The sequence below is a fragment of the Rhodococcus sp. W8901 genome (assembly GCF_013348805.1).
Classification (GTDB): Bacteria; Actinomycetota; Actinomycetes; order Mycobacteriales; family Mycobacteriaceae; genus Prescottella.
The window spans coordinates 1,230,220-1,253,810 of the sequence record NZ_CP054690.1 but is presented as its reverse complement, the minus strand read 5'-3'; the positions used below and the strand labels follow the sequence as shown (position 1 = coordinate 1,253,810).

The 23,591-nt window shown below is 69.5% G+C and carries 23 protein-coding genes, 1 pseudogene and 1 riboswitch; of the genes and pseudogenes, 16 read left to right on the top strand and 8 right to left on the bottom strand.

Annotated elements, in window-relative coordinates:
• Positions 1–50: 50 nt before the first annotated feature.
• Together HUN07_RS05940 and HUN07_RS05935 are read right to left on the bottom strand one after the other, a co-directional pair.
• Complete coding sequence (locus HUN07_RS05940) at positions 51–482, bottom strand: MarR family winged helix-turn-helix transcriptional regulator (RefSeq protein WP_174908478.1); 432 nt, start codon at positions 480–482, stop codon at positions 51–53.
• A 35-nt stretch (positions 483–517) separates the two neighbouring features.
• Positions 518–2,008, bottom strand: coding sequence for an NCS2 family permease (locus tag HUN07_RS05935; RefSeq protein WP_114722921.1), 1,491 nt, complete (start codon positions 2,006–2,008; stop codon positions 518–520).
• A gap of 81 nt (positions 2,009–2,089) precedes the next feature.
• Here HUN07_RS05935 and HUN07_RS05930 point away from each other — a divergent pair, with 81 nt between their 5' ends.
• Positions 2,090–2,338 carry a DUF2530 domain-containing protein gene (locus HUN07_RS05930; protein WP_114722920.1) on the top strand — a complete coding sequence of 83 codons (249 nt, stop codon included), beginning with the start codon at positions 2,090–2,092 and terminating at the stop codon, positions 2,336–2,338.
• Between the two features lie 45 nt (positions 2,339–2,383).
• Here HUN07_RS05930 and HUN07_RS05925 read toward each other — a convergent pair whose 3' ends face one another.
• The 3 genes from HUN07_RS05925 to HUN07_RS05915 are packed head-to-tail and all read right to left on the bottom strand — an operon-like array spanning position 2,384 to position 6,577.
• Positions 2,384–2,938 (bottom strand): phosphatase PAP2 family protein, encoded by a 555-nt coding sequence (locus tag HUN07_RS05925; RefSeq protein WP_114722919.1) that lies wholly within the window; start codon positions 2,936–2,938, stop codon positions 2,384–2,386.
• A gap of 10 nt (positions 2,939–2,948) precedes the next feature.
• Positions 2,949–5,720 carry a sacsin N-terminal ATP-binding-like domain-containing protein gene (locus tag HUN07_RS05920; RefSeq protein ID WP_174914480.1) on the bottom strand — a complete coding sequence of 924 codons (2,772 nt, stop codon included), beginning with the start codon at positions 5,718–5,720 and terminating at the stop codon, positions 2,949–2,951.
• Positions 5,717–6,577 (bottom strand): DUF3027 domain-containing protein, encoded by an 861-nt coding sequence (locus tag HUN07_RS05915; RefSeq protein WP_254622949.1) that lies wholly within the window; start codon positions 6,575–6,577, stop codon positions 5,717–5,719. The genes HUN07_RS05920 and HUN07_RS05915 overlap by 4 nt, the downstream gene beginning before the upstream one ends.
• A gap of 51 nt (positions 6,578–6,628) precedes the next feature.
• On the opposite strand from HUN07_RS05915, the gene HUN07_RS05910 reads away from it, so the two are divergent.
• The 3 genes from HUN07_RS05910 (at position 6,629) to HUN07_RS05900 (ending at position 9,876) form a co-directional block, all read left to right on the top strand.
• A complete protein-coding gene (locus tag HUN07_RS05910; protein ID WP_174908477.1) occupies positions 6,629–7,450 on the top strand; it encodes a glutaminyl-peptide cyclotransferase in 822 nt (273 codons plus the stop codon).
• Positions 7,451–7,551: 101 nt separating this feature from the next.
• Positions 7,552–9,351, top strand: a complete 1,800-nt coding sequence (locus HUN07_RS05905) for an MFS transporter (protein ID WP_217487189.1) — start codon at positions 7,552–7,554, stop codon at positions 9,349–9,351.
• A 24-nt stretch (positions 9,352–9,375) separates the two neighbouring features.
• Entirely contained in the window at positions 9,376–9,876 is a 501-nt protein-coding gene (locus tag HUN07_RS05900; protein ID WP_114722917.1) for a DUF2771 family protein, read from the top strand.
• A gap of 89 nt (positions 9,877–9,965) precedes the next feature.
• On the opposite strand, the gene HUN07_RS05895 is transcribed toward HUN07_RS05900, so the two are convergent.
• Complete coding sequence (locus tag HUN07_RS05895; RefSeq protein WP_174908475.1) at positions 9,966–10,379, bottom strand: cold-shock protein; 414 nt, start codon at positions 10,377–10,379, stop codon at positions 9,966–9,968.
• 280 nt (positions 10,380–10,659) lie between these two features.
• Here HUN07_RS05895 and HUN07_RS05890 point away from each other — a divergent pair, with 280 nt between their 5' ends.
• From HUN07_RS05890 to HUN07_RS05855, 8 genes and pseudogenes are all read left to right on the top strand, one after another.
• Entirely contained in the window at positions 10,660–11,436 is a 777-nt protein-coding gene (locus HUN07_RS05890; protein ID WP_174908473.1) for a cyclase family protein, read from the top strand.
• Positions 11,433–13,075: pseudogene (locus HUN07_RS05885) on the top strand (thiamine pyrophosphate-binding protein). The gene HUN07_RS05890 and the pseudogene HUN07_RS05885 overlap by 4 nt, the downstream one beginning before the upstream one ends.
• A 323-nt stretch (positions 13,076–13,398) precedes the next feature.
• Positions 13,399–13,923 (top strand): alternate-type signal peptide domain-containing protein, encoded by a 525-nt coding sequence (locus tag HUN07_RS05880; RefSeq protein ID WP_174908471.1) that lies wholly within the window; start codon positions 13,399–13,401, stop codon positions 13,921–13,923.
• A gap of 3 nt (positions 13,924–13,926) precedes the next feature.
• On the top strand, positions 13,927–14,481 hold the full coding sequence (locus HUN07_RS05875) for a hypothetical protein (RefSeq protein WP_254622815.1): 555 nt from the start codon (positions 13,927–13,929) through the stop codon (positions 14,479–14,481).
• Positions 14,481–15,116 carry a signal peptidase I gene (locus HUN07_RS05870; protein ID WP_174908469.1) on the top strand — a complete coding sequence of 212 codons (636 nt, stop codon included), beginning with the start codon at positions 14,481–14,483 and terminating at the stop codon, positions 15,114–15,116. The genes HUN07_RS05875 and HUN07_RS05870 overlap by 1 nt, the downstream gene beginning before the upstream one ends.
• 11 nt (positions 15,117–15,127) lie before the next feature.
• Positions 15,128–15,721 carry a TasA family protein gene (locus HUN07_RS05865; protein WP_174908467.1) on the top strand — a complete coding sequence of 198 codons (594 nt, stop codon included), beginning with the start codon at positions 15,128–15,130 and terminating at the stop codon, positions 15,719–15,721.
• Positions 15,722–15,818: 97 nt separating this feature from the next.
• A complete protein-coding gene (locus HUN07_RS05860) occupies positions 15,819–17,411 on the top strand; it encodes a signal peptidase I (protein WP_254622814.1) in 1,593 nt (530 codons plus the stop codon).
• Between the two features lie 85 nt (positions 17,412–17,496).
• Positions 17,497–18,096, top strand: a complete 600-nt coding sequence (locus HUN07_RS05855) for an alternate-type signal peptide domain-containing protein (RefSeq protein ID WP_174908463.1) — start codon at positions 17,497–17,499, stop codon at positions 18,094–18,096.
• A 314-nt stretch (positions 18,097–18,410) separates the two neighbouring features.
• On the opposite strand, the gene HUN07_RS05850 is transcribed toward HUN07_RS05855, so the two are convergent.
• Entirely contained in the window at positions 18,411–19,007 is a 597-nt protein-coding gene (locus HUN07_RS05850) for a hypothetical protein (RefSeq protein WP_174908461.1), read from the bottom strand.
• A 115-nt stretch (positions 19,008–19,122) separates the two neighbouring features.
• Here HUN07_RS05850 and HUN07_RS05845 point away from each other — a divergent pair, with 115 nt between their 5' ends.
• From HUN07_RS05845 to HUN07_RS05835, 3 genes are all read left to right on the top strand, one after another.
• Positions 19,123–19,362, top strand: coding sequence for a hypothetical protein (locus HUN07_RS05845; RefSeq protein ID WP_174908459.1), 240 nt, complete (start codon positions 19,123–19,125; stop codon positions 19,360–19,362).
• Positions 19,363–19,396: 34 nt separating this feature from the next.
• Positions 19,397–19,801, top strand: a complete 405-nt coding sequence (locus HUN07_RS05840; RefSeq protein ID WP_114722907.1) for a YccF domain-containing protein — start codon at positions 19,397–19,399, stop codon at positions 19,799–19,801.
• Positions 19,802–20,125: 324 nt separating this feature from the next.
• Positions 20,126–20,282: riboswitch (cyclic di-AMP (ydaO/yuaA leader) on the top strand.
• Positions 20,283–20,289: 7 nt separating this feature from the next.
• On the top strand, positions 20,290–20,907 hold the full coding sequence (locus HUN07_RS05835) for a resuscitation-promoting factor Rpf1 domain-containing protein (protein ID WP_114722906.1): 618 nt from the start codon (positions 20,290–20,292) through the stop codon (positions 20,905–20,907).
• A gap of 71 nt (positions 20,908–20,978) precedes the next feature.
• Here the strand turns inward: HUN07_RS05835 and HUN07_RS05830 are convergent, their stop codons facing one another.
• Positions 20,979–21,167: a hypothetical protein gene (locus tag HUN07_RS05830; protein WP_114722905.1), complete on the bottom strand. Its 189-nt coding sequence runs from the start codon at positions 21,165–21,167 to the stop codon at positions 20,979–20,981.
• Between the two features lie 60 nt (positions 21,168–21,227).
• Here HUN07_RS05830 and HUN07_RS05825 point away from each other — a divergent pair, with 60 nt between their 5' ends.
• On the top strand, positions 21,228–23,531 hold the full coding sequence (locus HUN07_RS05825; protein WP_174908457.1) for a helicase-associated domain-containing protein: 2,304 nt from the start codon (positions 21,228–21,230) through the stop codon (positions 23,529–23,531).
• The last annotated feature ends 60 nt before the right edge of the window (positions 23,532–23,591 follow it).

Genomic DNA, 23,591 nt, shown 5'->3' with positions numbered 1-23,591 from the left:
GGACCCGATCAGGCTGTGCGTGAACGACTTCGGGGCCGCAATCGGTCGAGTCAGCCGTTCTCGGAGACCAGACCGGAGATGATGGTGACGGCGTTGCGCAGGGTTTCGATCTGCTCGTCGTCGAGGCCCGACAGCTTCTCGGTCATCCACGCCTCGCGCGCCTGGGTCTCGCCCTCGATGAGGGCGTGACCGGCATCGGAGAGCGAGACGATGATCTGCCGACCGTCGGTGGGATGCGGTGTGCGATCGACCAGTCCGAGGTCGGCGAGCGACGCGATGACCCGGGTCATCGACGGCGGCTGGACCTTCTCGCGCGCGGCCAGAGCGCCCGGCGTCATCGACCCCTCGGCGGCGAGGGTGGCGAGCGCCGACAGCTGCGTCAGCGAGACCTGGGCCTCCGCACGCCGTCCCCGCAGGTGGCGCGTGAGACGCACAACCGCTAAGGACAGGTCGCTGGCCAGGGCGCGAGTATCCGATGTCACAGAATCAAACAATACGGGAACTCGCGCCCCGCCAATCACGTAACGGCGTCAGTGATCGGGCCGACTGCGAAGTACGCGACGAACAGTGCCGCAACGAGCCACAGCAGCGGGTGCACCTTCTTGGCGTTGCCGCCCGCGGCCGCGAGGACCACGTAGGAGATGAAGCCGACACCGATGCCGTTGGCGATGGAGTACGTGAACGGCATCGTGACGATCGTCAGGAACGCCGGCAGCGCGATCGAGAACTTGCCGAAGTCGATGTCGCGCACCTGGCCGATCATCAACGCGCCCACCACGACCAGCGCCGGGGCCGCGGCCTCGATCGGGACCACCGAGTACAGCGGCGTGAGGAACATCGCGGCCAGGAACAGCACACCGGTGACGACGTTGGCGAGGCCGGTGCGGGCGCCCTCGGCGATGCCGGAGGCGGACTCGACGAACACCGTGTTGGACGACGCGGATGCGCCGCCGCCGACGATCGCGCCGGCGCCCTCGACGACGAGGGCCTTGCCGACGCCGGGCAGGTTGTCGTCCTTGTCGGTGAGCCCGGCTTCCTTGCCGAGGCCGGTCATGGTGCCCATCGCGTCGAAGAAGTTGGCGAGCACCAGGGTGAAGACCAGCAGGCTGGCGGCGAGGACACCGATGCGGGTGAACGCACCGAACAGGCTGACGTCGCCGACGAGGCTCAGGTCGGGCAGCTGCGCGACGACGTCGGGCAGCACGGGAACGCTGAGGTTCCAGCCCTTGGGGTCGACGCCCTTGGAGGCGCCGACATCGAAGACGGCCTCGATGATCGCGGCGAGCACGGTGGTGACGACGATGCCGATCAGCAGGCCGCCGCGGACCTTCCGGACCACGAGGACGCCCATGAGCAGGACACCGAAGACGAAGACTGCGGTCGGCCACGCGCCGATCGAACCGTTGATGCCGAGGCCGACGGGGACGGACGTGCCGGCGGCGTCGGGGATGCGGCGGACGAATCCGGCGTCGACCAGACCGATGAACGCGATGAACATGCCGATACCGGCGGCGATCGCGGCCTTGAGTTCACGCGGGATGGCGTTGAAGACCGCCGTGCGGAAACCGGTCGCGGCCAGCACCACGATGATGATGCCGTCGATGACGACCAGACCCATCGCCTCGGGCCAGGTGACCTGCGGCGCGATCGACACGGCGAGGAGGCTGTTGATGCCCAGACCCGCGGCGATACCGAACGGATAGTTCGCGATGATGCCGAAGGCGATGCTCATCAGACCGGCGACCAGCGCGGTCACCGCCGCGACCTGGCTGATCGGCAGGATGTTGCCGAGGACGTCGGTCTTGGCGGCGGCGTCGTCGGCCGAGAAGCTACCGAGGATCAGCGGGTTGAGGACGACGATGTACGCCATGGCCACGAACGTGACCAGGCCGCCGCGGACCTCGGTGCTGATGGTCGAGCCACGCTCTGTGATCTTGAAGTAGGTGTCGAGCAACCGCGAGGGCGCCGACCGCCGCGTGGGCTCGGTCGTTTTGTCGGTAACCGCCATGTCGAGTTTCGGTCCAATCGCCGGGAAGTGGGGTTTCGCACCTGGCAGATTAGGGCACCGACGCAGGGGTAACTTAATCGTGTGACCGAAATCCATAGCACGTCGACGCTCGTGGCCCGCCTGTCCGATCCCCGCCCGGTGCTCGCGGTGGGCACGGCAGCGTGGGTTCTGGCGACCGTCGTGGTGCTACTGGTGGGCGACCGGTGGAGCGACGCACTTCCGGTCTGTTATGCCGGAACCGCCCTGGGCCTCCTGGGATTCGCGTTGTTCCTCGTTCAGCGCCGGGCCGCGCGGCGCGGCAGCCGGGGCGCGCAGCGCGGCCTCGCCTGAGCCTCGGACGTCGTCACCGCCGCCCGATCCGCGGGGTGAGGGAATTCACACGGAGTTCGCGCGCGTCAAACGGGTATTTCGACGGGTGATCGCCCAGATCCACAGTGCGGCCCACGCCACACCGAACGCCCAGCCGGCGAGCACGTCGGTGAGCCAGTGCGCGCCCAGGTACACCCGTGAGAGCCCGACGGCCAGGGTGTAGCACGCCAGCAGCACCAGCAGCAGGTTCCGCCGGAGGCCGGCGGCGAGGATCCGCACCGCCACCGCACCCAGGACGCACGCGAGGATCGCGGACATCATCGCGTGTCCGGACGGGAACGAATAGCTCTCGAGCATCACGAGACGCTCCGGCAGGGGCGGCCGTTCACGCCCGAACAAAAGTTTGAGCAAACTCATCGCCGCCCAGCCGGAGAGCATCGCGCCGGCGACCATCACGGCGTCCGCGGTGTACCGCCGCGCGAGCAGCGCGGTCGTCACGACCGCGGAGATGACGAACACCGCGAGCGTCCCGCCGCTGTTCGTGACGACCGTGACGGCGTCCGTGAGCCCGGGCGTGCGGATGTCGAGCATCCAGTCCAGTACCGACTGGTCGAACGTCATGTCTCTCCCCTCACGGACGGCGACGGCAGTGGGTCCGGCCGTCGGTGTCCACCCACCATGCGACGGCGACGTCACCGTCGAGCGCACCGCCGAGCCGCACGACGAGCTCGTCGTGCACGACGACGGATCCGCTCGGCAGCGGCAGCCCCAGCACCGTGCACGCCAGCACGGCCCCCGGTTCGCGATCCCACGTGCTGGTCTCGCCGTCCCCGAGGACCTGTGCGTGGACCGCGGCCGACGCGAGCGGCAGATCCAGCAGATCCGCGAGGGCGGCGGCGGTGTCCAGCGCACCGAGCACCAGGCGCCCCGGTGGGACGACGGCGCCGAGGTGCGCGCGGTCGAGCACCAGCGCGACGTCGGGATCGGCGACGGCGCCCGCGAGGCTGCGCACGCCGGACGGCAGGCCCAGTTCGTCGAGATCCAGCACGCCGCGGTCCGCGGCCGCGGCCAGCAGCCGGTGGGTGCGGGTCACGACGTCCGGGGTGGGGGTGCGCTCGGGGTCGGCGAGCCGGTCGAGCAGCACCCGGGCCAGCCCGGTGTCGTCGACCGCGGTGGGTGCCAGCGCACCGGCCAGCGCGGGTGCGGCCGGGTGGTCGAAGACGTCGAGCAGTCCGGCGAACGTGTCGTCGTCGGGTGCGCGCAGCAGGCCGAGGCGCCGTCCGTCGATCTCGGCGTGCGTGCGCAGCCACCACGCGGTGTAGCCGTCGCGGTCGGCGAGCGCGGCCGCGGTGAGCGGGTCGCCGGCGAGCAGCGTCAGCGCCTGCGACCACCGCGCGGGATCGACCAGGTCCAGGTCCCGCACCGCGACCAGCGTCTCGGGGTCCTCGGAAAGGGTGTCCCACCAGCGGGGCTCGTCGTCGAGGTCGTGTTCGGGGCCGGTGGGCAACTCGGCACGCATCACGGAGAAGCCCCAGCCGACGCCGAGCGCGCGCAGCGACTCCTCCCCCACCCGCTCGACCAGTGCCGCGTCGACGGTGCCGAACGGCGAGTCGTCGTCGAGCAGCTCGGCGAGCGGGGCGCCCGGCAGCAGCAGTTCGTCGGCGGGCACCAGTTCGCCGTCGGCGTCGGGCAGCGGCAGCTCACCCAGCCAACCCGGCCGCGCGTCGGGCGGCGCGAGTCCGACCAGCGAGAGCACTGCGGTCGCCAATTCGGTTGCGGCGGTGGGGTCGTCGTAGTCGACGTCCTCGATGCGGGCGCGCAGCGCGGGATCGGACAGCAGGTCCCCCGCGGTCGCCCGCTCGGCACCCAACCGGTTGAGCAGCGGATGGGCGGCGTCCGGGTGCACCAGCCGCACCCAGTCCAGGGCCGCGACGGCCGCATCCACCGCATGCCCCAGGTCGGTGCCGGTGACGGTGGTGCGCGGGCCGGTGACGGTGCGACCGTCCGCGAGCGGAACCGGAACGGCGGCAAGCTCTTCGACGGCCAGCGCATCCACCACCAGCGGTTCGAGCGCGTCGTAGAGGGCGTGCCACCACGACGGTTCCCGGTGATGGCCGCCCAGCAGTTCGGCGATACGGGCCAGTCCCACCCGGTGCACGTCCACCGCCGCCAGCGCCGGGGCGTGCCGCGGCCCCGACAGCTCCGGGTCCACCAGGTCGGGCACGACATCGGCGAGCGCATCGGCCAGTTCGTCGGTCAGTGCGGGGATCACGGTGGCGCGGGTCGGGACCAGGTCGGCGGCATCCGGGTAGGCAGCGGTGCGGGCGGCGGGCACCCACGGCTGCGTGCGCAACTCGCGCAGCAACTCCTCGCGCAGGGCCGCGTCCACCTCGCTGCGCGCGAATCCGGGCTGCGGCACCAGATCCGGGCGCTGGTCGCGCGGGAGCGCCGCGACGAACCGTGCGTAGCCGCGGGCGACGGCGGCCAACGGCGCGCCGGGCAGCACGCGCCGGCGGTCGGGCTGCGTCGGGACGTCGGCGATCAGCAGCGCCGGGATCGACAGTTCCTCGTCGGAGCGGGTGGGGGCACGCAGGACGTCGGCGGTCACGGTGCGCACCCGCCCGTCGACCACCGGCACCAGCCACCGCGCGGCATCGGCCCGGAACTGCCACCACGTGCGGTCGCCGACGGTGATCTCGGTGAGCCCGGCGCGGTCACCGTCGAGTTCACGCTCGGTACGGCGCAGCACCGTGTCGCCGACCTCGATCGTCGCGATTCCCGGGAGCTCGAGCAGCAGGTCGACGGCCTCGGCGGCGAATCCGGCCACCAGGGCCGCGGCATCGACATCGGGGCGCAGCCGCAGCACCACCTCGGTGTCGAATCCGGACGGCGGCCGTTCGTCGGTGGCCCACACCAGGCGCAGCGCCGGGACACCCGCGTCGGGCACTTCCAGGCCCTCCTCCGCGACGGCGGCACGGGTGCGGGCGGCGGAGAACAGCAGCGAGCCGCTGGTGGACCGCAGTTCCACCTCGTCGCTGACGGCCCGGACCGCGGTGAATCCGACGCCGAATCGTCCTACCCCCGCGAACGCTCCGGAGCTTCCGGTCTTCCCGGAGGCACGGAGCGCGGCGAGCGCGTGCACGCCTTCGACATCGAGGGGTGCACCGGTGTTCGCGATCCGGAGCACGTCGTCGTGCAGTTGGACCCGCAGGGCGCCGGGGATCCCGGTGCGGGCGGCGGCGTCGGCCGCGTTCTGCGCCAGTTCGGTCAGCAGCCGGTCGCGGTAGCCGGCGCGGACGAGGTCGGCCTCGGCCGCCGCGTCCTCACGCAGACGCGTCGGCGAGTTCCGCCACGCGAGGAGCGTCCCCTCCTGCAGCGCCGCGGTGCCGAACGGATCCGTCAGCTGGTCGATGCCGGGTCCAGCGGGGGCTCGGGATCGGTGGGCTCGTCGGCCTGCATCTCGGCGGTCGCCTCGGCCTGTGCCTCGGGCGCGACCGGGCGCTCGATCTCGACGACCTCGACGGCGGCGTCGTCGTACGCGTCGTAGCGCGGGGTGCCGGCACCGGTCGGCAGGGTGGTGTCGGAATGCGCGCCGCAGCCGTGCGCGGCGTGCACGACGTGACCGTCGGCGGCCATCTCGTTTCCGCACACGCCGAACGCCGCGTGCAGCGAACCGGACAGCGGCAGATAGAAACCGCACAGGTCACACGTGGACGGCGCGGCCTTCGCCATGTCCGAGTCCGGTCCGAAGTCGCCGTCGTGCCAACGCTCGGCGCACTCCAGTCGACCCTCGCGGCTCATGACCTGCTTGCGGCCCAGCCCGATCTCGAGCGCGACGTCGTCCACCTCGGGATCGCCGGTCGCGACGTACCCCGGCACCAGACGGGGGTCGCCGGCGGGCGGCGCCAGCAGGTCGCCGGGCGACAGGTCGCCGGGACGGACTCGCTGATCCCACGGCAGCCATTCGGGGGCGACGAGCGCGTCGGGTCCCGGCAGCAGCGCCAACTCGCTGATCGTCACCCGATCGGAGTCGGGGGCTGCGGCCACCACGACGGCCCACTGCCAGCCGCGATAGCCCGGAAGCTCGGCCTCGAACCGGTGGGTGGCCGCGCAGAAGTCCTCCCCGGTCACGCCCAGGTGCTTCCCCACACCACCCTCACCGAGCGCGGTCAGTGCCGCTCGGGCAGGCTCGACGGCTTCGGCGAGGACGGGGCGCACGACGGCGCTCTCTGGAGACGACGTAACACTCACAATGTCCATCTTGCCGCACTGGGTCCGGACCGTGCTCGTGCGGGCTGTCATGCTGGTCCGGTGAATCGGCGTCGCACCCCGTATCCCGTCGCTGTCGGAGTGTCCGTGCTGGCTGTTGCGCTGCTCGCCGGCTGCACCGCAAGCACCGACGACGGCACCCCGCCGGAGGGCGCGACCATCGCCCAATCGCTGCGCCCGGAGATCGTCCGCGAGCTTCCGCACGACCCGGACGCGTTCACGCAGGGCCTCGAGATCTCCGACGGCACGCTGTACGAGAGCACCGGCCGGGTGGGCCGGTCGTGGGTGCGGGCCACCGAGTTCGACACCGGCGCCGAGCGGGCGCGTGCCGATCTGATGCGCCCGATGTTCGGCGAGGGGATCACCGTCGTCGGCGACACGGTGTGGCAGCTCACCTGGAAGGACGGTGTCGCGGTCGCGCGCGACCGGGACACGCTCACCCAAAAGCAGCAGGTCCGGTACGACGGCGAGGGGTGGGGGCTGTGCGCGCAACCGGATCGCCTGGTGATGAGCAACGGCTCGGACTCCCTGACGTTCCGTGATCCCGCGACGTTCGAGCCGACGGGGTCGGTGGATGTCACGCTCGACGGCCGGGCGATCGATCAGCTCAACGAACTCGAATGCAGCAGTGACGGTTTCGTATACGCGAATGTGTGGCAGACCGACACCATCCTGCGGATCGATCCCGCGACCGGAGTGGCGGTCGGCCGGATCGATGCCGCCGCGCTGCGCGAGGCCCTGCCGTCCGGTGAGAGCCGCGACATCGACGTCCTCAACGGCATCGCCCAGATTCCGGGCACCGACCGCTTCCTCGTGACCGGGAAGCTGTGGCCGCGCATGTTCGAGGTCCGGTTCGTCGCCTGAGGGCGGACGTGACGAGCGCGTGACGCATCCGACACGTCCGAACTAGCTGGAACAGACCGCCCGTGTCGTGCAATGTCCGGGGACTAGGACAGAATTGGGGGGTGACCGGACCTCGCGAACCCCACGACGCCGACCGGCGTGGGCAGGACCCGCGTATCCCCGCGCCCCCGCGACACCCCGGCTACGACAACTATCCGCCCGCGCGACGTGCCACCGCCCGGCGCACTCCGCTGCCCCCGCTGCATCCCGTCGACCGGTCCGCGCCCACCGATCGGATCCCGCCGGGACCGAACGGACACAGCCAGGGCGAGCCGAGCCGCACCGGGCAGGACCGGAACGGGCAGGCCGCGCCGGGCCCCGACGAGACCGCGCGCGTGGAGCAGCCGCCCGAACACCAGGAGCAGTCGACCCGACGGTTCTCCAAGCAGGACGCGGAGGCGCTCGAGGCCGACACCGACGACGGGGCACCCAAGCCGCGGCCGATGCCGCGGAAGCTGACGGTCACCCGGGTCGCCGCGATGCGCAGCCGCGAGCTGACCAACAAGAGCATCGCGACGTTCCGGCGGGCTGCGACCGCGGACGGCGCCGACAAGTCCGGGCTCACCGCCCTCACGTACGCGGTGATGGCGAACTTCGCGACCGACGCCGCGATCGCCGTGGCGCTGGCCAACACGCTGTTCTTCTCGGCGGCCACCGGCGAGGACAAGACCAAGGTCGCGCTGTACCTGTTGATCACGATCGCGCCGTTCGCGGTGATCGCCCCGCTGATCGGCCCGGCGCTCGACCGCCTGCAGCGGGGTCGCCGGATCGCGCTGGCGTCGTCGTTCGCGCTGCGGACGGTGCTCGCGCTCGTCCTCGTCTTCAACTTCGACAGCTGGGCGCTCTACCCGTGTGCGCTGGGCATGATGGTGCTCAGCAAATCGTTCTCGGTCCTCAAGAGCGCCGTGACCCCTCGTGTGCTGCCACCGGAAATCGATCTGGTGCGGGTCAATTCGCGGCTGACGGTGTTCGGCCTGCTCGGCGGCACCATCGGCGCGGGCGCGCTGGCCGGCGCCCTCGCGCTGGTCACCGGGTCCACCGGGGCGCTCTGGTTGGCCGCGCTCATCACCGCGTTCGGCGCCTACCTGAGCATGCGGATCCCGGCGTGGGTGGAGGTCACCGAGGGTGAGGTGCCGGCCACGCTGACCTTCCACGGCGACGACTCCCCCACCGAACTGATCGACGTGTCCGCCGTGGCGAGCGTCAAACCGGACAAGCGACGCCAACCCCTGGGCCGCGTGGTGGTCACCGGACTGTGGGGCAACGGCACCATCCGCGTGCTCACCGGATTCCTGACGCTGTACATCGCGTTCGTCGCGAAGGCCAGCACCGAACACGCGGCGCTGATGCAGGCCGCGATGCTCGGCCTGGTCGGCGCGGCCGCCGGCATCGGCAACTTCGCCGGCAATGCCGCCGGCGCCCGGCTGGAGCTGGGGCGGCCCGCGGTGATGGTGCTGCGCTGCACGATCGCGGTGACGGTCGTCGCGATCATCGCGGCGGTCACCGGTAACCTGCTCACCGCGGCGCTCGCAGCGCTCGTGGCATCGGCCGCCAGCGCCCTGGCGAAGGTGTCGCTGGACGCGTCGCTGCAGCAAGACCTGCCCGAAGAGTCCATCGCATCCGGTTTCGGCCGGTCCGAGACCGTCCTGCAGCTCAGCTGGGTCATCGGCGGCGCGATGGGCGTCCTGCTGCCCACCGAACTGTGGATCGGTTTCACGGTCGTGTCGGTGGTGCTTACGATCGGGCTGGTGCAGACCGTCCTCACGTACCGCGGCGCCTCGCTGCTGCCGGGACTGGGCGGCAAGCGACCGGAGCACGTGAACCAGGAGACCACCGTCGGCCACAGCCCTCGTGCCGACTGATCCACCGAACGAGAAACGGATTCCATGATGCAGGACCGGACGAAAAAGATTGTCGCGCTGATCGCGGCCCTAGTGGTGGTCGCGGCGGCCGGTCTTGCAGGGGTCGTCGCCTACCTCGTCGGTCAGTCGGAGGAGAAGCTGCCGACCATCACCGCGTACTCGAAGCAGGAGACCGTCTCGGCCACGCCGGGGTTCTGCGACCAGACGCTGCAGTGCGAGGGGCTCGAGATCGTCGAACTCCACGTGCCCGAGGGCTACCCGCTGCAGCTGTCGCTGCCCAAGGAGGTCGCGGACTCCGACTGGCGTCTCAACGTCCAGATCGGTAACCCGAAGACCGGCGAGATCTTCGAGGGCTACCGCGACTACACCCCCGGCGAGGCGTGGGCGGTGACGGTGCCCGGCAATCCGGGCGAGCAGTTGATCAGCGCCATCATCCAGCTTCCCGCGCAGGGCGGGCTGGCACCGGTGTGGGCCCTGCAGACCATCCCGATGCCCGGCGGCGGACAGGTCGCCCCGGCCTCCTGACCCCAGGAACGACGAAACGGGAGCCCTCCGATGATCATCGGAGGGCTCCCGTTTCGTCTGTCAGCGACTGCTTACCGCAGTGAGTCCACTCAGCTGTCGAGCTCGCGCGCCACGGCGCGCACCACCTCGGAGATCCGCTGCGCGGTCTTGCGGTCCGGGTACTTGCCCTTGCGCAGGTCCGGCTGGATCTTGGCCTCGAGCAGCGTGATCATGTCCTCGACCATGCCGTGCAGTTCGTCGGGCGAGTGCTTGCGGGCCACGGCCTCCTTGCGCGCGCCGCCGCTCTGACGCAGCGTCGGCGCCGGATCGAGCACCTTGACGCTCAGCGCCTGCGGGCCGCGGCGTCCGGCTGCCATGCCGAATTCGACGCGCTGGCCGGCCTTGAGGCCCTCGACGCCTTCGGGCAGCGCCGCTGCGCGGACGTAGACGTCCTCCCCCTCTTCCTGGGACAGGAAGCCGAAACCCTTCTCGACGTCGTACCACTTCACCTTGCCGGTAGGCACCGTGTTCACCCGCTCATCTGCCTGCCGCACTCGTCGTTGAGCGCGCGCGTGGATACATGCAAAACAACGCGCCCCACTCGGAGTGCGGGACGCGTGAATGGCCGAGTGTACCCGCCTGGCCAGCTGCCCGGCATCCTCCTTTCCCAGCACGCGGCGGCCTCTCGACCGAGTGACCGGGCGGTCGGTTCGTCGGCGTCGTGCTCGATACTGTGCAGATGGTCGGGGTGCTCGGCGGGCCCGACCCCTCCGACGACCCCTCCACGACCGATGGGACGAGATAGTGACGACGCTGACCGACCTGCTCACCAAGATCGGCTCCAAGAGCATCGAGGTGCTCGACCTGACCGCGCCGCTCTGCTCGGACACCCCGGTCCTGCATCTGCCGGAGCCGTTCGCCAACACCATTCCGGCGGCGCTCGAGACGGTCAGCAACTTCGACGACGACGGCCCGATGTGGGCGTGGAACAACCTGCACACCGGCGAGCACACCGGCACCCATCTGGATGCGCCGACGCACTGGATCACCGGGCGGGACGGCGCCAGCGTCGACCAGATTCCGCCGGAGCGGCTGATCGGTCCGGTCGCGGTCATCGACGTCACCGCCGAGGTGGAGGCGAACCCGGACTTCGTGCTCGAGGTGGAACACATCGAGGCGTGGGAGGCCGAGCACGGCCCGCTGCCCGACGGCGCGTGGCCGATCCTGCGCACCGGCTGGGGCGAGCGGGGCAGCGACCCGGTGCGTTTCGCGAACGCGGACGCCGACGGCCCGCACACCCCCGGCCTGTCGGTGGCGGCGGCCAAATGGCTGGCCGAGTCGAGCCCCATCACCGGGTTCGGTGTGGAGACGGTCGGCATCGACGCCGGCATCGCGGGCGGCTTCGACCCGATGTTCCCAGCGCACTACTTCCTGCTGGGCCACGACAAGTACGGCCTGACGCAGCTGCGCAACGTCGACAAGCTGCCGACGCTGGGCGCGGTGCTGGTGGCGTCGCCGCTGCCGATCGTCGGCGGAACCGGCAGCCCGGCACGCGTGTTCGCACTGGTCGAGCGCGCATGAGTTCCACCGTCGCGCAGCTGGTCGGTCGCACCCTCGCCGACCTCGGGATCGGTCACGCGTTCGGGGTGGTGGGCAGCGGCAACTTCGCGGTCACCAACGCCCTGATCGCGGCGGGGGTGCCGTTCGTCGCGGCCCGGCACGAGGGCGGGGCCGCGACCATGGCCGACGCGTACTCGCGCATGTCGGAGCTGCCCGCGGTCGTCACCACCCACCAGGGGTGCGGGCTGACCAATGCGCTGACGGGGATCGGTGAGGCGGCCAAGAGCCGCACGCCGCTGATCGTGCGCACCGCCGACACCGCGGGCGCGGCGGTGCGGTCGAACTTCCGGATCGACCAGGACGCGTTGGCGCGCAGCGTCGGTGCCGTCGCCGAGCGGGTGCATTCGGCGGCGTCGGCGGTGGCCGACACCGTCCGCGCGTACCGCACGGCGGTGCGGGAGCGCCGGACGGTGGTACTGAGCCTGCCGCTGGACGTGCAGGAGGCGCCGGCGCCGGATTCGTGGACGGTTCCGCTGCTGCCGCCGGTGCAGCGCATCCGACCCGACGTGGACGCGCTCCACGCGCTGGTGTCGGTGCTGGACAAGGCGCAGCGGCCGGTGTTCGTCGCCGGGCGCGGCGCCCGCGATGCCGGCCCGCAGATCGCGGCGCTCGCGGATGAGGTCGGCGCGCTGGTCGCGACGTCGGCGGTGGCCAACGGTTTGTTCGAGGGAGATCCGTTCTCGCTCGGCATCTCCGGCGGCTTCTCGAGCCCGCTCACCGCGGAACTGATCGCCGGCGCCGACGTGATCGTGGGCTGGGGCTGCGCGTTGAACATGTGGACCATGCGGCACGGGTCGCTCATCGGCCCGGAGGCCACCGTCGTGCAGGTGGACATCGAGGACTCGGCGCTGGGCGCGAACCGGCCGATCGACCTCGGTGTGCTGGGCGACTGCCGGGGGAGACCGCGGCCGTCGCGCTCGAGCGGGTGCGTGAGGGCGGTCGCGGCTACCGCAGCGACGAGGTGCACTCGCGCATTGCGGCGCAGGGCCGTTGGAACGACGTGCCGTTCGACGACCTGTCCACCGCGACGACGATCGACCCGCGCCTGCTCTCACGGGAGCTGGACGTGATCCTGCCGCGGGAGCGGACGGTGTCGGTGGACTCCGGCAACTTCATGGGTTACCCCAGCGCGTACCTGTCGGTGCCGGACGAGTTCGGCTTCTGCTTCACGCAGGCGTTCCAGTCGATCGGGCTGGGCCTGGCCACGGCGGTCGGCACCGCACTGGCACAACCGGATCGGCTGCCGGTCGCGGCGCTCGGTGACGGCGGATTCCTCATGGGGATCTCCGAGTTGGAGACCGTGGTGCGCCTGGGACTGCCGATGGTGCTGGTGGTCTACAACGACAGCGCGTACGGCGCCGAGGTGCACCACTTCGACTCTCCCGGCACCGACCATTCGGCGGTCACCTTCCCCGACACCGACATTGCGGCCATCGCCCGTGGGTACGGCGCCGAGGCGGTCACGGTGCGGTCGGTCGGCGACCTCGACGCGGTGCGCGCATGGGTCGCGGGTCCGCGAACCCGTCCGCTGCTGATCGACGCGAAGGTCGCCTCCGACGGCGGCGCGTGGTGGCTCGCCGAGGCGTTCAAGGGGCACTGACGGGGGTTCAGTGCTGGCTGTCGGTGCTGGTCGGCGTTGCCGCACCAGCTGAACCGATCAGGACAAACCTTTCTACTGGACATTTGACCAGTTTCACCTTCAACCAGGCGCAGAAGGTGCTACAAATTACTCCGGCGCAGCGCGGGGGTTGTGCCGATCTGTTCCACCAGTTCATCTGCTCCACCAGCTCTGCCAGCGCCGGACAAGCGCCGACCAGGTGTATGCGTGAAACAAAGTTTTGACTGGTCCAAGTGTCTGAGTGCCGACGCACCACCCCTTGTAACGACCCCTGTCCTGGGGCCAGAAGAAACGAGAACACCCGCATGAACAAGCAGACCAAGGGCGCAATCGCCGCCGGCGCAGCGGCGCTGCTCCTCGCCGGTGGTGCCGGCACATTCGCGCTGTGGAGCGACACCGAGACGCTCAACGGCGGCACGATCTCCTCCGGCAAGCTCTCCCTCGAGACCGTGGGAACTCCCGGTTGGACCAAGGGCGGAAGCCCGGTCACCATCTCCAGCTACAAGGCCGTTCCCGGCGATGTCCTCGTCTACAACGCAAAGGCCAAGATCGGCGCGGTTGGCGACAACCTGCACGCGACGCTCAAGGCAGATGCCAGCAGCATCACCGGCGACCCAGAGCTTCTTGCCGCCCTCGCTCCTCAGACCACCGCAACCCTTAACGGCGACGCCCTGGCCACCGGTGCCACGGGAGTGGCGATCAACCAGGACAACGACGGCCAGACGGTCGACGTCCAGGTCACCTTCACATTCAACGCGACCGGCACGACGGCGCAGACCCAGAGCGTGAACCTCGCAAACTTCAACCTCACCCTCACGCAGGATTCCTGACAGTTGTCCAAAAACCACCGTTGGTGGGCACTCGCAGCGGTGCCGGCCCTGGGTCTGATCTTCTTCTCCACCCAGCAGACCGGCGCCCTGTGGAGTGACTCCAAGAGCCTCGCCGGGGGAACCATCACCTCCGGAACCCTCGACATCGGTGTCGGTGCCGGCGGCACGACGCAGAGCAACTTCGCGTTCTCGGCCCTGGGCAAGACCAACCTGATACCCGGAGGCTTCGCGCAGGCTCCGCTGACGGTGCGCAACTCCGGCAACGTGCCAATGAAGTACCGACTGCAGAACGTCGCGCAATCCGATGCTGCTGTGCCCCTGACGCTCACGGTATCGACCGTCGGCTCAGAGGCGGCATGCCCCGCAGACGCCAACCCGACTGGGGCAACGCAGCTTTACAGCGGGGCGATGGTCGGTGCGCAGACTCCCACGTCGCCGCAATGGCGCACTCTCGGCTCAGGTGCGTCCGAGGTGCTGTGTCTTCGCGGCACAGTCGGCGCTGCAGCAATTCAAGGCGCCAGCACCACGGCAACATTCACCTTCGCTTCGGAGTCCTGATGAGTAACGCGGTCGGGAGGGACGAGCCCACCACCATTTGGTGGTGGGTGAAGTCCGTCGTCTCTTGGCTGCTGCTCATCGCGATGGTCGGCATCCTGGCGCTGACGATCGTGATTCCACGAATCGTCGGCGCCACCCCATATACGGTGCTGACCGGTTCGATGAAGCCCACGTATCCTCCGGGAACGCTCATCGTTGTGCGACCGCAGGACCCGCAGACACTCGCGGTCGGCGACCCCATCACCTTTCAGTGGGAGTCCGGCAAGCCGGATGTTGTGACCCACCGGATCACCCAGGTGCGGCGCACGTCTCAGGGCGAACTGACGTTTGTGACGCACGGCGACAACAACCCGTCACCCGACGAGAGACCGGTTGTACCCGAGCAGGTTCGGGGCAAGGTCTGGTACTCCGTGTCCTATGTGGGGTATGTCAACAACTACATCACCGGCAAGCAGCGCTCGGTCCTCCTCGTGGTGGTCGTCGGCGGTCTGCTGATCTACGCGGTGTCGATGTTCGTCAGCTCAGGCCTGGACAAGGCCCGCAAGCGCCGACCCGAGTCGGCCTCCGACGACGACTCCACCGTCACTGCCGTAATCCCCGTTGTCGACGCCGACGCGCCGGCCACGACGAAGTAAGAAGGACCGCGATGCCTCGCCCCGAGCACTCCTCATCGACTCCCACCTCCGGTACCCGCGTGCGCAAGGCGTTAGGTGGCGGCCGAGTGCGCGCCGCACTCTCCCTCGGAATCGTGCTCGGTCTGGGTGCGGTCGGCACTATGGCCGCGTGGAGTGACACCGCAACCGCGACGTCGGGTGTTTTCAGCGTTGCCTCGATCGACCTGCAGCTCAACAACAATCAGGGCAATCCCGCGTACGCGTTCACAACGCTGAACAAGACCGACATGATGCCGGGCGACAGTGTCCAGGCCGCCCTGCCGATCCAGAACAAGGGCACTGCCCCGTTCAGCTATACGATGTCGGCCTCTGCAACCGGCGACGCCACCCTGGCCGGATTCCTCAAGGTCACTGTCCTCGACGCCGCGTGCGCAAACCAGATCATCGCCCCCACGGCCCTGTCCACCAGCGCAGCCAAGCCGATCATCACCGTCGGCCGCAACCTCGCCCCGTCGACCGGTTCGGAGACACTGTGTTTCCGCGTCGCACTCGACCCCACCGTGACAGTCGCCTCGCAGAACAAGACGGTCAACGTCTCATTCGCCTTTGCGGCGACCACGGCGTGAGGTAGCAATGTCTGACAATGAGAAGGCTTCGCGCCGGCCAAGATCAATCAGCTGGCTCTGCCGAGAAACCGCGCTCACCATCGGTGCCGTCGCTGGCGTGATCTGCATAGTGGCGACCGTCGCCGCAATGGTGTTCGGCGTCAAGCCGCTGATCTTCCGGTCCGGTTCGATGTCGCCCGAGATCACAACCGGTTCACTCGCGTTGTCTCGCAACGTCCCAGCCACCGATCTGAAGGTTGGTGACGTTGTCAGCGTCGAGAATACGCAGGGCACCCGCATCACGCACCGCGTGCACGCGCTCGATCCACAGGCCGGTGGCACCGTGCTCGTCACACTCAAGGGCGATGCCAACCAGGACCCCGACATCGAACCCTACGCAATCACCGAAGCCGATCGCGTCTTCACGAGCGTCGGCGGACTCGGCTACGTGGTGGCGTGGCTGTCGAGCCCCGCTGCACTCCTCCTCGGCGGCGCTTTCGTCGGCGCTCTACTGATGATCGTGGTACGCCCAGCCAAGAAGAATGACGACGACAGCGACGACGACCAGGCGACCGGCCCGGGTTCGTCTATCGAGGACGCTGCCACCACCGAATTCGTGCCAGTCATCGAGTCGAAGGTCGAACCCATGTCTCCCACAAAGCGATTCTCGGTCCCCTCCGCTCGATCGATACTTGCGATCAGCGCCGCCGCCCTGTCTGTCCTCGGCATCACCCAGGCCACGATGACCGCTGCGGCGCTCACCGACAATGCCACGGCGGCAGCGTCGTTCTCGACGCCCGCCGATATGTTGGCGGCACCGAAGTGGTTGGGGTGCAGCGGTAGCGGTGGCTCCGTCACGATGAAGTGGGCGCATCTCGGACCCGGGTACACCTATGATGTCAAGCTGGTGAGCGGATGGGGCGGATCCTGGAATCCCACGATCCCGCAGAACAAGGGAGACGTAGTCTCCATCAGCGTGAGCGCATACGACAACGTCTACGAGACGGCCTCGTCCTCCCGAATCGAGGTGCGCGCGAAGCGAGACGGGCAGATTGGCTCCGGCTGGGTAGGCGAGAACATGTGGGCGTTCACCCTCTGGAACATCAAGTGCGACGGCGCTACCTCCGACGGCAACCAGGTGCAGGGACTAACCGCCGGAACCGAAGCGCTGAACGCCCGGATGGCGGGACCCGTCGAGACCACCACGACGCCGTCCTCGACAACCGCCGCACCGTCGAGCACGACGTCGCCTCAGACCACCACTAGCACCACAACGACCGCTCCGACGACGTCCGACACGACGGCAAGCACCACCACCACGACAACCACGCCTCCGACAACGGCGTCGGAGACATCGGAATCCACGACAACCACTACCACTACAACCACGCCTCCGGCTACGACGGCCACTGCCGCCGACACCCCCCTGGGCACGTCGGAGAAGTCGCAGTCCCGCGACTACTCGGCGCTGTTGGTGAACTCGGCCGAAACCTCGGAGACCGCGATCGTGATCGAGGACGCGAACGGTGAAGAACTGGAGCGGATTCCAGCGTCGGCATCGGCCCACTACGAGTGGGATTCATCCACAGACGCCCTGTGGATTGTGGATAACGGGAAGCTCTACAAGGCAACGGGTTCCACATGGAACAAGACCGCCGTCGACCCGTCGTCCACCGACGTGCCGGCCGACATCGCGGCCCTGATCGAATGACGCTCCTGCTGCCCGGCCTCACCGCCGGGAAGTCCAATCGGGTCGGGGCCGGCGAATCTTGCACGAGGGGAATGAAAGTAGTCCGATGAAGACACAGACCAAGGGCTTCAGGGTCGCCGTCGCGGCCGCCACACTCGGCTCCACACTGATGCTGTCCGCGTGCGACTTCGGCAGCCTCGGCAGCGGTAGCGCCGGTGGCGCAACGACCACGACGCCGTCGGCGCCCACCACCACCGCACCCCCCACCACGATCGGTGGTGGGGGCAACGGTTCGGGCTCCCTCGCTCTCACCCAGGTGACGACGCCGGGCTGGAGCGACCGGAACGGTCCCATCGACATCGCGACGTTCCGGGTGGTACCCGGCGACGTTCTGACGTACCGAGGCAGCTACCGGCTCACCGTCAACGGCACCGGTCTGCAGGCGCGGCTGACGGCCGACGACATCGCCTTCACCGGCGGCGGCCAGCTCAAGGGCAAGCTACAGCCTCAGGTCACCGCGACCATCGGGGGTACCGTCGTCCCGTCCGGCCCTGCCGGCATCGTGGTCGACACCGCACAGAACAACGCGGTTGTCGACGTGGCAGCCAGGTTCATCTTCGATCCGCAGACGTCAGGCATTGTCGGGCAGTCGGATTCGGCAACATTCGGCGACTTCAGAATTCGTCTCGAGCAGGTCCTCTCCTAACCCCCCCCACAATCTCAGGGCCACCGTCGGTCCCCCCTCCCATCGGGCGGCCCTGATCCCCCACTTCCCGCAACTCCCCGATCCTGCACCGGAGGTCGGGTGGACGACGTGCGCGGGGAAACGGGCACGTGCGTTCCGGATCGACGCACGCCGCACAGCGCCGGCTGTTCTCCCGCAGACGGAGAACAGCCGGCGCTTCTCGGTCAGCGGTGCCGGCAACTCGCATCGGAACACGAACGGGCGGTTGTCCGACCATCGGCCGAGAGCCGAGTCAGGCAACCGCCCGTTCGTTCGTCGGGGCTACCGGCACCCGGTCAGGAAGCGAAGCTGCCGCTGCCGAGGGAGCCGAGGGGACCGGTGGAGGCGGGGCCGGGCCCGGGCACGAAGCCGACCGCCCACATCGGCTTCACGTGGCCGTTCTGCGCCTGGTTACCTACGTTGGAGGGCATTCCGACGACCAGAGAGATCGCGGCGGTCTCGTTCGGACCGAGGTGGACCGAGCCGATCCGCGTTCCGGGAGCCACCACGCGGGGCTCGGTCAGTGTCACTGCGTCGCCGGCCTTGCCGTCGATGTCGACACGCGCGGTCGCGGTCATGCCCTGGGACAGGGTGTACGGGCCCACCGAGAAGCCGACGAAGCCCTCCACGCCGGCGATGTTGCGGACCTGGAAGGTGGTCGCGAGCTCCCGCCCGGGGACCAGCTCACCGAGATTCCAGTCGATCTCCCCGATGCCGCCCCAGGTGACACTGTTGTCGGACGAGTACTCGACGGTGGGGGCCGGCTCGTCGGCGCGAGCCAGCGACGGCACCGCGATCACGGCGACGGCCGCGAGGAAGAGCGCGAGCAGCACCCCACCCAGAATCTTGCCCTGCCACGCCAGCGATCCGGGCACACGAGTGGAAGCAGTCATGGCGCGGAGCCTAGGGCAGCGAATGTAATCAAACGTCCAATTCGGAGATATTTCTCCGGCCGCCACTTCGGGAAGCGCGTGCGCCTCACGCCCGCGGGTGGCCTACCGTTGTGTTGTGACGAACGATTCGAACCGCAGCGACACCGACACCCCCGGCCGGGCCGGCAAAGGACTGTTCTACGCAGCAGTCGCCAGCTTCCTGATCGGGATCGCGGCGATCGTCGCCATCTTCTTCGTCCATTCACTCTCCGAGGGCGACCCCGGCCTGGTTCTGTACTTCCTCACGCTCGCGTGCCCGCTCGGCTTCGTGCTCGCGATCGCCTACGCCCTCCGCTCCGGACGCCGGAGTCGCTGAGCCGGAGGCTCCCCAACCATTGGAAGGAATCACCATGAGGATCCTGCTGAACATCATCTGGCTGATCTTCGGTGGCCTGTGGCTGGCGCTCGGCTACTTCCTGGCCGGCGTGATCATGTGCATCCTCATCATCACGATCCCGTTCGGCATCGCGTCCTTCCGGATCGGGGTGTACGCGCTGTGGCCGTTCGGCAAGACGGTGGTCGACAAACCCACCGCAGGCGTCGGGTCGCTCATCGGCAATGTCATCTGGCTCATCCTCGCGGGCGTCTGGATCGCGATCGGCCACATCGTCACCGCCGTCGCCATGGCGATCACGATCATCGGTATCCCGCTCGCGATCGCCAATCTCAAGATGATCCCTGTCTGTCTGATGCCGCTCGGTAAGGAGATCGTGGACGTCGACCGCCGCGATCAGGCCCAGTGGTCGACGGCCTGACCGTTCCGAAAAGTGGGACAGACCGCCCGTTCAGAGTGTGATCTCACTCACATTACGCCCCGATAACGGAGCGGTGTCGAACCGTGATCAACCCTGCCCCAACGCGACTAGCTGGGGCTAAGCCGTCTCAGTCGAATCCCGCAGTCGAGCAACACAAGACGCGCCGCGTTATCAACCGGTGACGTTTGGCGCTCGATCGTCGTACCGTCGTGTCCGGCCGGAACTTCGGCCACATCCGGGCCCGCCGCGCCAAACCCCGTCCAGTGGGTCCGGAACACCCACGAACCATCCATGGACGGGGACGGGGGACCCAAAGGTCCTCCGGGGTAGAAGGTCCCGAAAGGGACAACCCCGCAGGGCATCGGGAGAGCAATCTCCCTGGGGGTGAAGCCAGACCCGCTCCATCCATGAGCGGCGAGGCCGGGCGACCTCTCAGTCCGAACCCGACAGCTGACCTCGCAGGCGCGTGCGGAGAGGAACCAACCGACATGAGCGGACGCCATCGCAAGCCGTCTACCACCGGCCGCACCGTAGCCAAGGTCGCCGTCACCGGCGCCATCATGGGCGTGGGCGGTGTCGCCTTCGCCGGCACGGCCAGCGCGGCCCCCGACTCCGACTGGGACAAGCTCGCGCAGTGCGAGGCCGGCGGCAACTGGGGCATCAACACCGGCAACGGCTACCACGGTGGCCTGCAGTTCTCGCCGAGCACCTGGACCAGCCATGGTGGCGGACAGTTCGCTGCCACCGCGAACCAGGCCACCCGTGAGCAGCAGATCGTCGTCGCTGAGCGCGTGCTCGCCAACCAGGGTTGGGGCGCCTGGCCGTCCTGCTCGTCCAAGCTCGGCCTGAGCAGCGCGCCGTCGCAGCGCAGCGCCCCAGCCACCGAGGCCCCGCGGGTCGTCACTCCCGCCCCGGTCGCCCAGGCACCGGTGCACCCCGCGCAGGGCGTCTTCGACCAGATCGACTCGCTCATCGACGCCGCCGCCGATCAGGGCATCGTCATCGGCCAGCCGATCCTCGACGCCTACGACGTCGCGAAGACGATCGACCTCAGCAAGCTGAACCTGCAGGACGTCGCCGGCGTGGCGAACCTCTCGCAGAGCTGAGCCGCTCCCCCCCGAAACACGAAGTGGGCCCCTCGCCGATGGCGAGGGGCCCACTTTTCTGTGTTTGCGCGTCAGCGGTTGATCACGGTGTGCGGGTGCACGTAGGGCAGCGAGTCCACCGGAAGCGGGAACTCCGTGTCCTCGCCGAACGGCGAGAGATTGCCTGCACGGCTGGAAGACAACTCGGTCACCGCGTGATCTCCATCCGCAGTTTCCGGCCACCCTGGATCGACATAGCGCTTCTTCGAATTGTTAGCCACGCGCCCATTTTGACAGGAGCGTTCGCCGCCGTACAGCCCAGGTCACTAATCTCATAGTCGATGACCTCCACGCATGGCACCGAGGGCGCCCCGGAAACCGCAAACCCCGTGGCAGCACCCACACTGACCGGCTGGTTGAGCGCCCGCAAGGACGCCGAACTGACCGACCTGTTGCGGCTGCGCCCGGATCTCGCCGTGCCTCCACCCGCCACGGCCGCGGTGCTGGCCGGGCGCGCCGAGCAGCGCGCGTCGGTGATGCGGGCCGCCGACACCCTGGGATCCCTCGAATTCACCGTCCTCGAGGTCCTGGCGCTGGAACAGGCCGATCAGATGCCGGTCGCGCGCCGGCACGTCGACGACGCCCTCGGCGGCCGGGTGCCGGCCAAGACCGTCGACAAGGCGCTGGACCGGCTGCGCGCCCTGGCGCTGACGTGGGGCGACGACGACCGGCTGCGGATCGTGCGCGCCGCGGCCGACGCCATCCCGTGGCGCATCGGCCGTATCACCGCCGAGTCCGAGGCGATGACCGAGGACGAGATCCGGGCCGCGCTCGACGGGATCGAACCGGGTGAGCGCGACCTGCTGACCACGCTGGCCCGGTCGTCGCCCATCGGCCGCACCCGCGACGCCGCGCCCGGCACCTCACCGGACCGCCCCGTCCAACGTCTGCTCGCCCGCGGGCTGCTGCACTGGATCGACGCCGAGACGGTGGAGCTGCCCGTCCAGGTGGGTCAGGTGCTGCGCGGCGAGGCCGTCTTCGATCCCGCGTCACCCACCCCGCCCCCGCTCACCGGACGCAAGCAGAAGCTCTCCGACGTCAACGCGACCGCAGCGGGCGAGGCCCTCGAACTGGTGCGGCACTGTGAGGACCTGGTGGCCGCGCTCGGTGACGGGCCGGCGCCCGCGCTCAAGGCCGGCGGCCTGGGTGTGCGGGAGGTGCGGCGGCTGTCCAAGTCGACCGGCATCGACGAGGCCCGCATCGGCCTGCTGCTCGAACTGCTGGCCGGTGCCGGACTGATCGCGAGCGGCAGCCCCGACCCCGCACCGCTCACCGACATCGACGACTACTGGGCCCCCACCGTCGCCGTGGACGGCTGGCTCAACTCGGGCACCGCCCGGCGCTGGGCCACCCTCGCCGGGGCATGGCTGACGCTGCCGCGCCGGCCATGGATCATCGGTAGCCGCGACGCCACCGACAAGCCCATCTCGGCGCTGTCCGAGGAGGTGCGCGCGCCGGGCGCCGCCCTGGAACGCCGGCTGCTGTTGGAACTGCTCACCGAGGCGGGCGGCGGGAAGTCGGTGTCCGCGTCCGAGGCCAGCCGGCTGCTCGCGTGGCGTCGTCCGCGCTGGGCGGGTCGGCTGGGGCCGCGCGTCGTGGAGCGGACCCTCGGGGAGGCGCGCACGCTCGGGCTGGTGGCGCACGGCGTCCTCAGTTCGCCGGGCAAGGCGCTGCTGCACGGCGGCGACCCCGAGTCCGAGATGGACGCCGCGCTGCCCGCGCCCATCGACTACTTCCTGGTGCAGGCCGACCTCACCGTCGTCGCGCCCGGGCCGCTCATCCCGGAGCTGCTCGATCAGATCACGCTCGTCGCCGACATCGAGTCCGCGGGCGCGGCGTCGATGTACCGGGTCAGCGAGAACAGCATCCGGCGCGCGCTCGACGCCGGGCTCTCAGCGTCCGAGCTGCAGACGCTGTTCTCGACCCGCTCCAAGACGCCGGTGCCGCAGTCGCTGAGCTACCTCATCGACGACGTCGCCCGCCGCCACGGCCGGCTGCGGGCCGGGGTCGCGTCGTCGTTCATCCGCTGCGAGGACCCGGCGCTGCTCGCGGAGGTTCTGGCCTCCCCCGTGGCCGAGCAGCTGGCGCTGCGGGCCCTGGCTCCCACCGTCGTCATCTCGCAGGCCCCGCTCAAGGAGGTCCTCACCGAGCTGCGTGCGGTCGGGTTCGCCCCGGCCGGCGAGGACTCGTCCGGCGCGATCGTCGACCTGCGCCCGCGCGGGGCCCGCGTGCCGGCGGCCCGGGTGCCGCGGCTGCGCACCCCGGCCGTCCCCACCGACGAGCAGCTCGCGACGCTGGTCCGCTCGCTCCGCGCCGGTGACCGCGCCGCCGCGTCCACCGGTGCCGGACTGCGCAGCGACGGCACGCGCGCGTCCAGCGCGGCGACGATGACGCTGCTGCAGACCGCCGCGCAGGTCCGGCGCAGCGTGTCGATCGGTTACGTCGACGCGCAGGGCATCGCGTCGCAGCGCATCGTGGAACCGGTCAGCGTCGGCGGCGGTCAGCTCGACGCGCTCGACCCGGCGACCGGTGAGATGCGTCGCTTCACACTGCACCGCATCACCTCCGTCGCGCTCGTCGACTGACTTTCTCCCGCCCCGGAAAAAGCTCCGAACTGCACGACTGGCATTTTCCTGGAAATGACG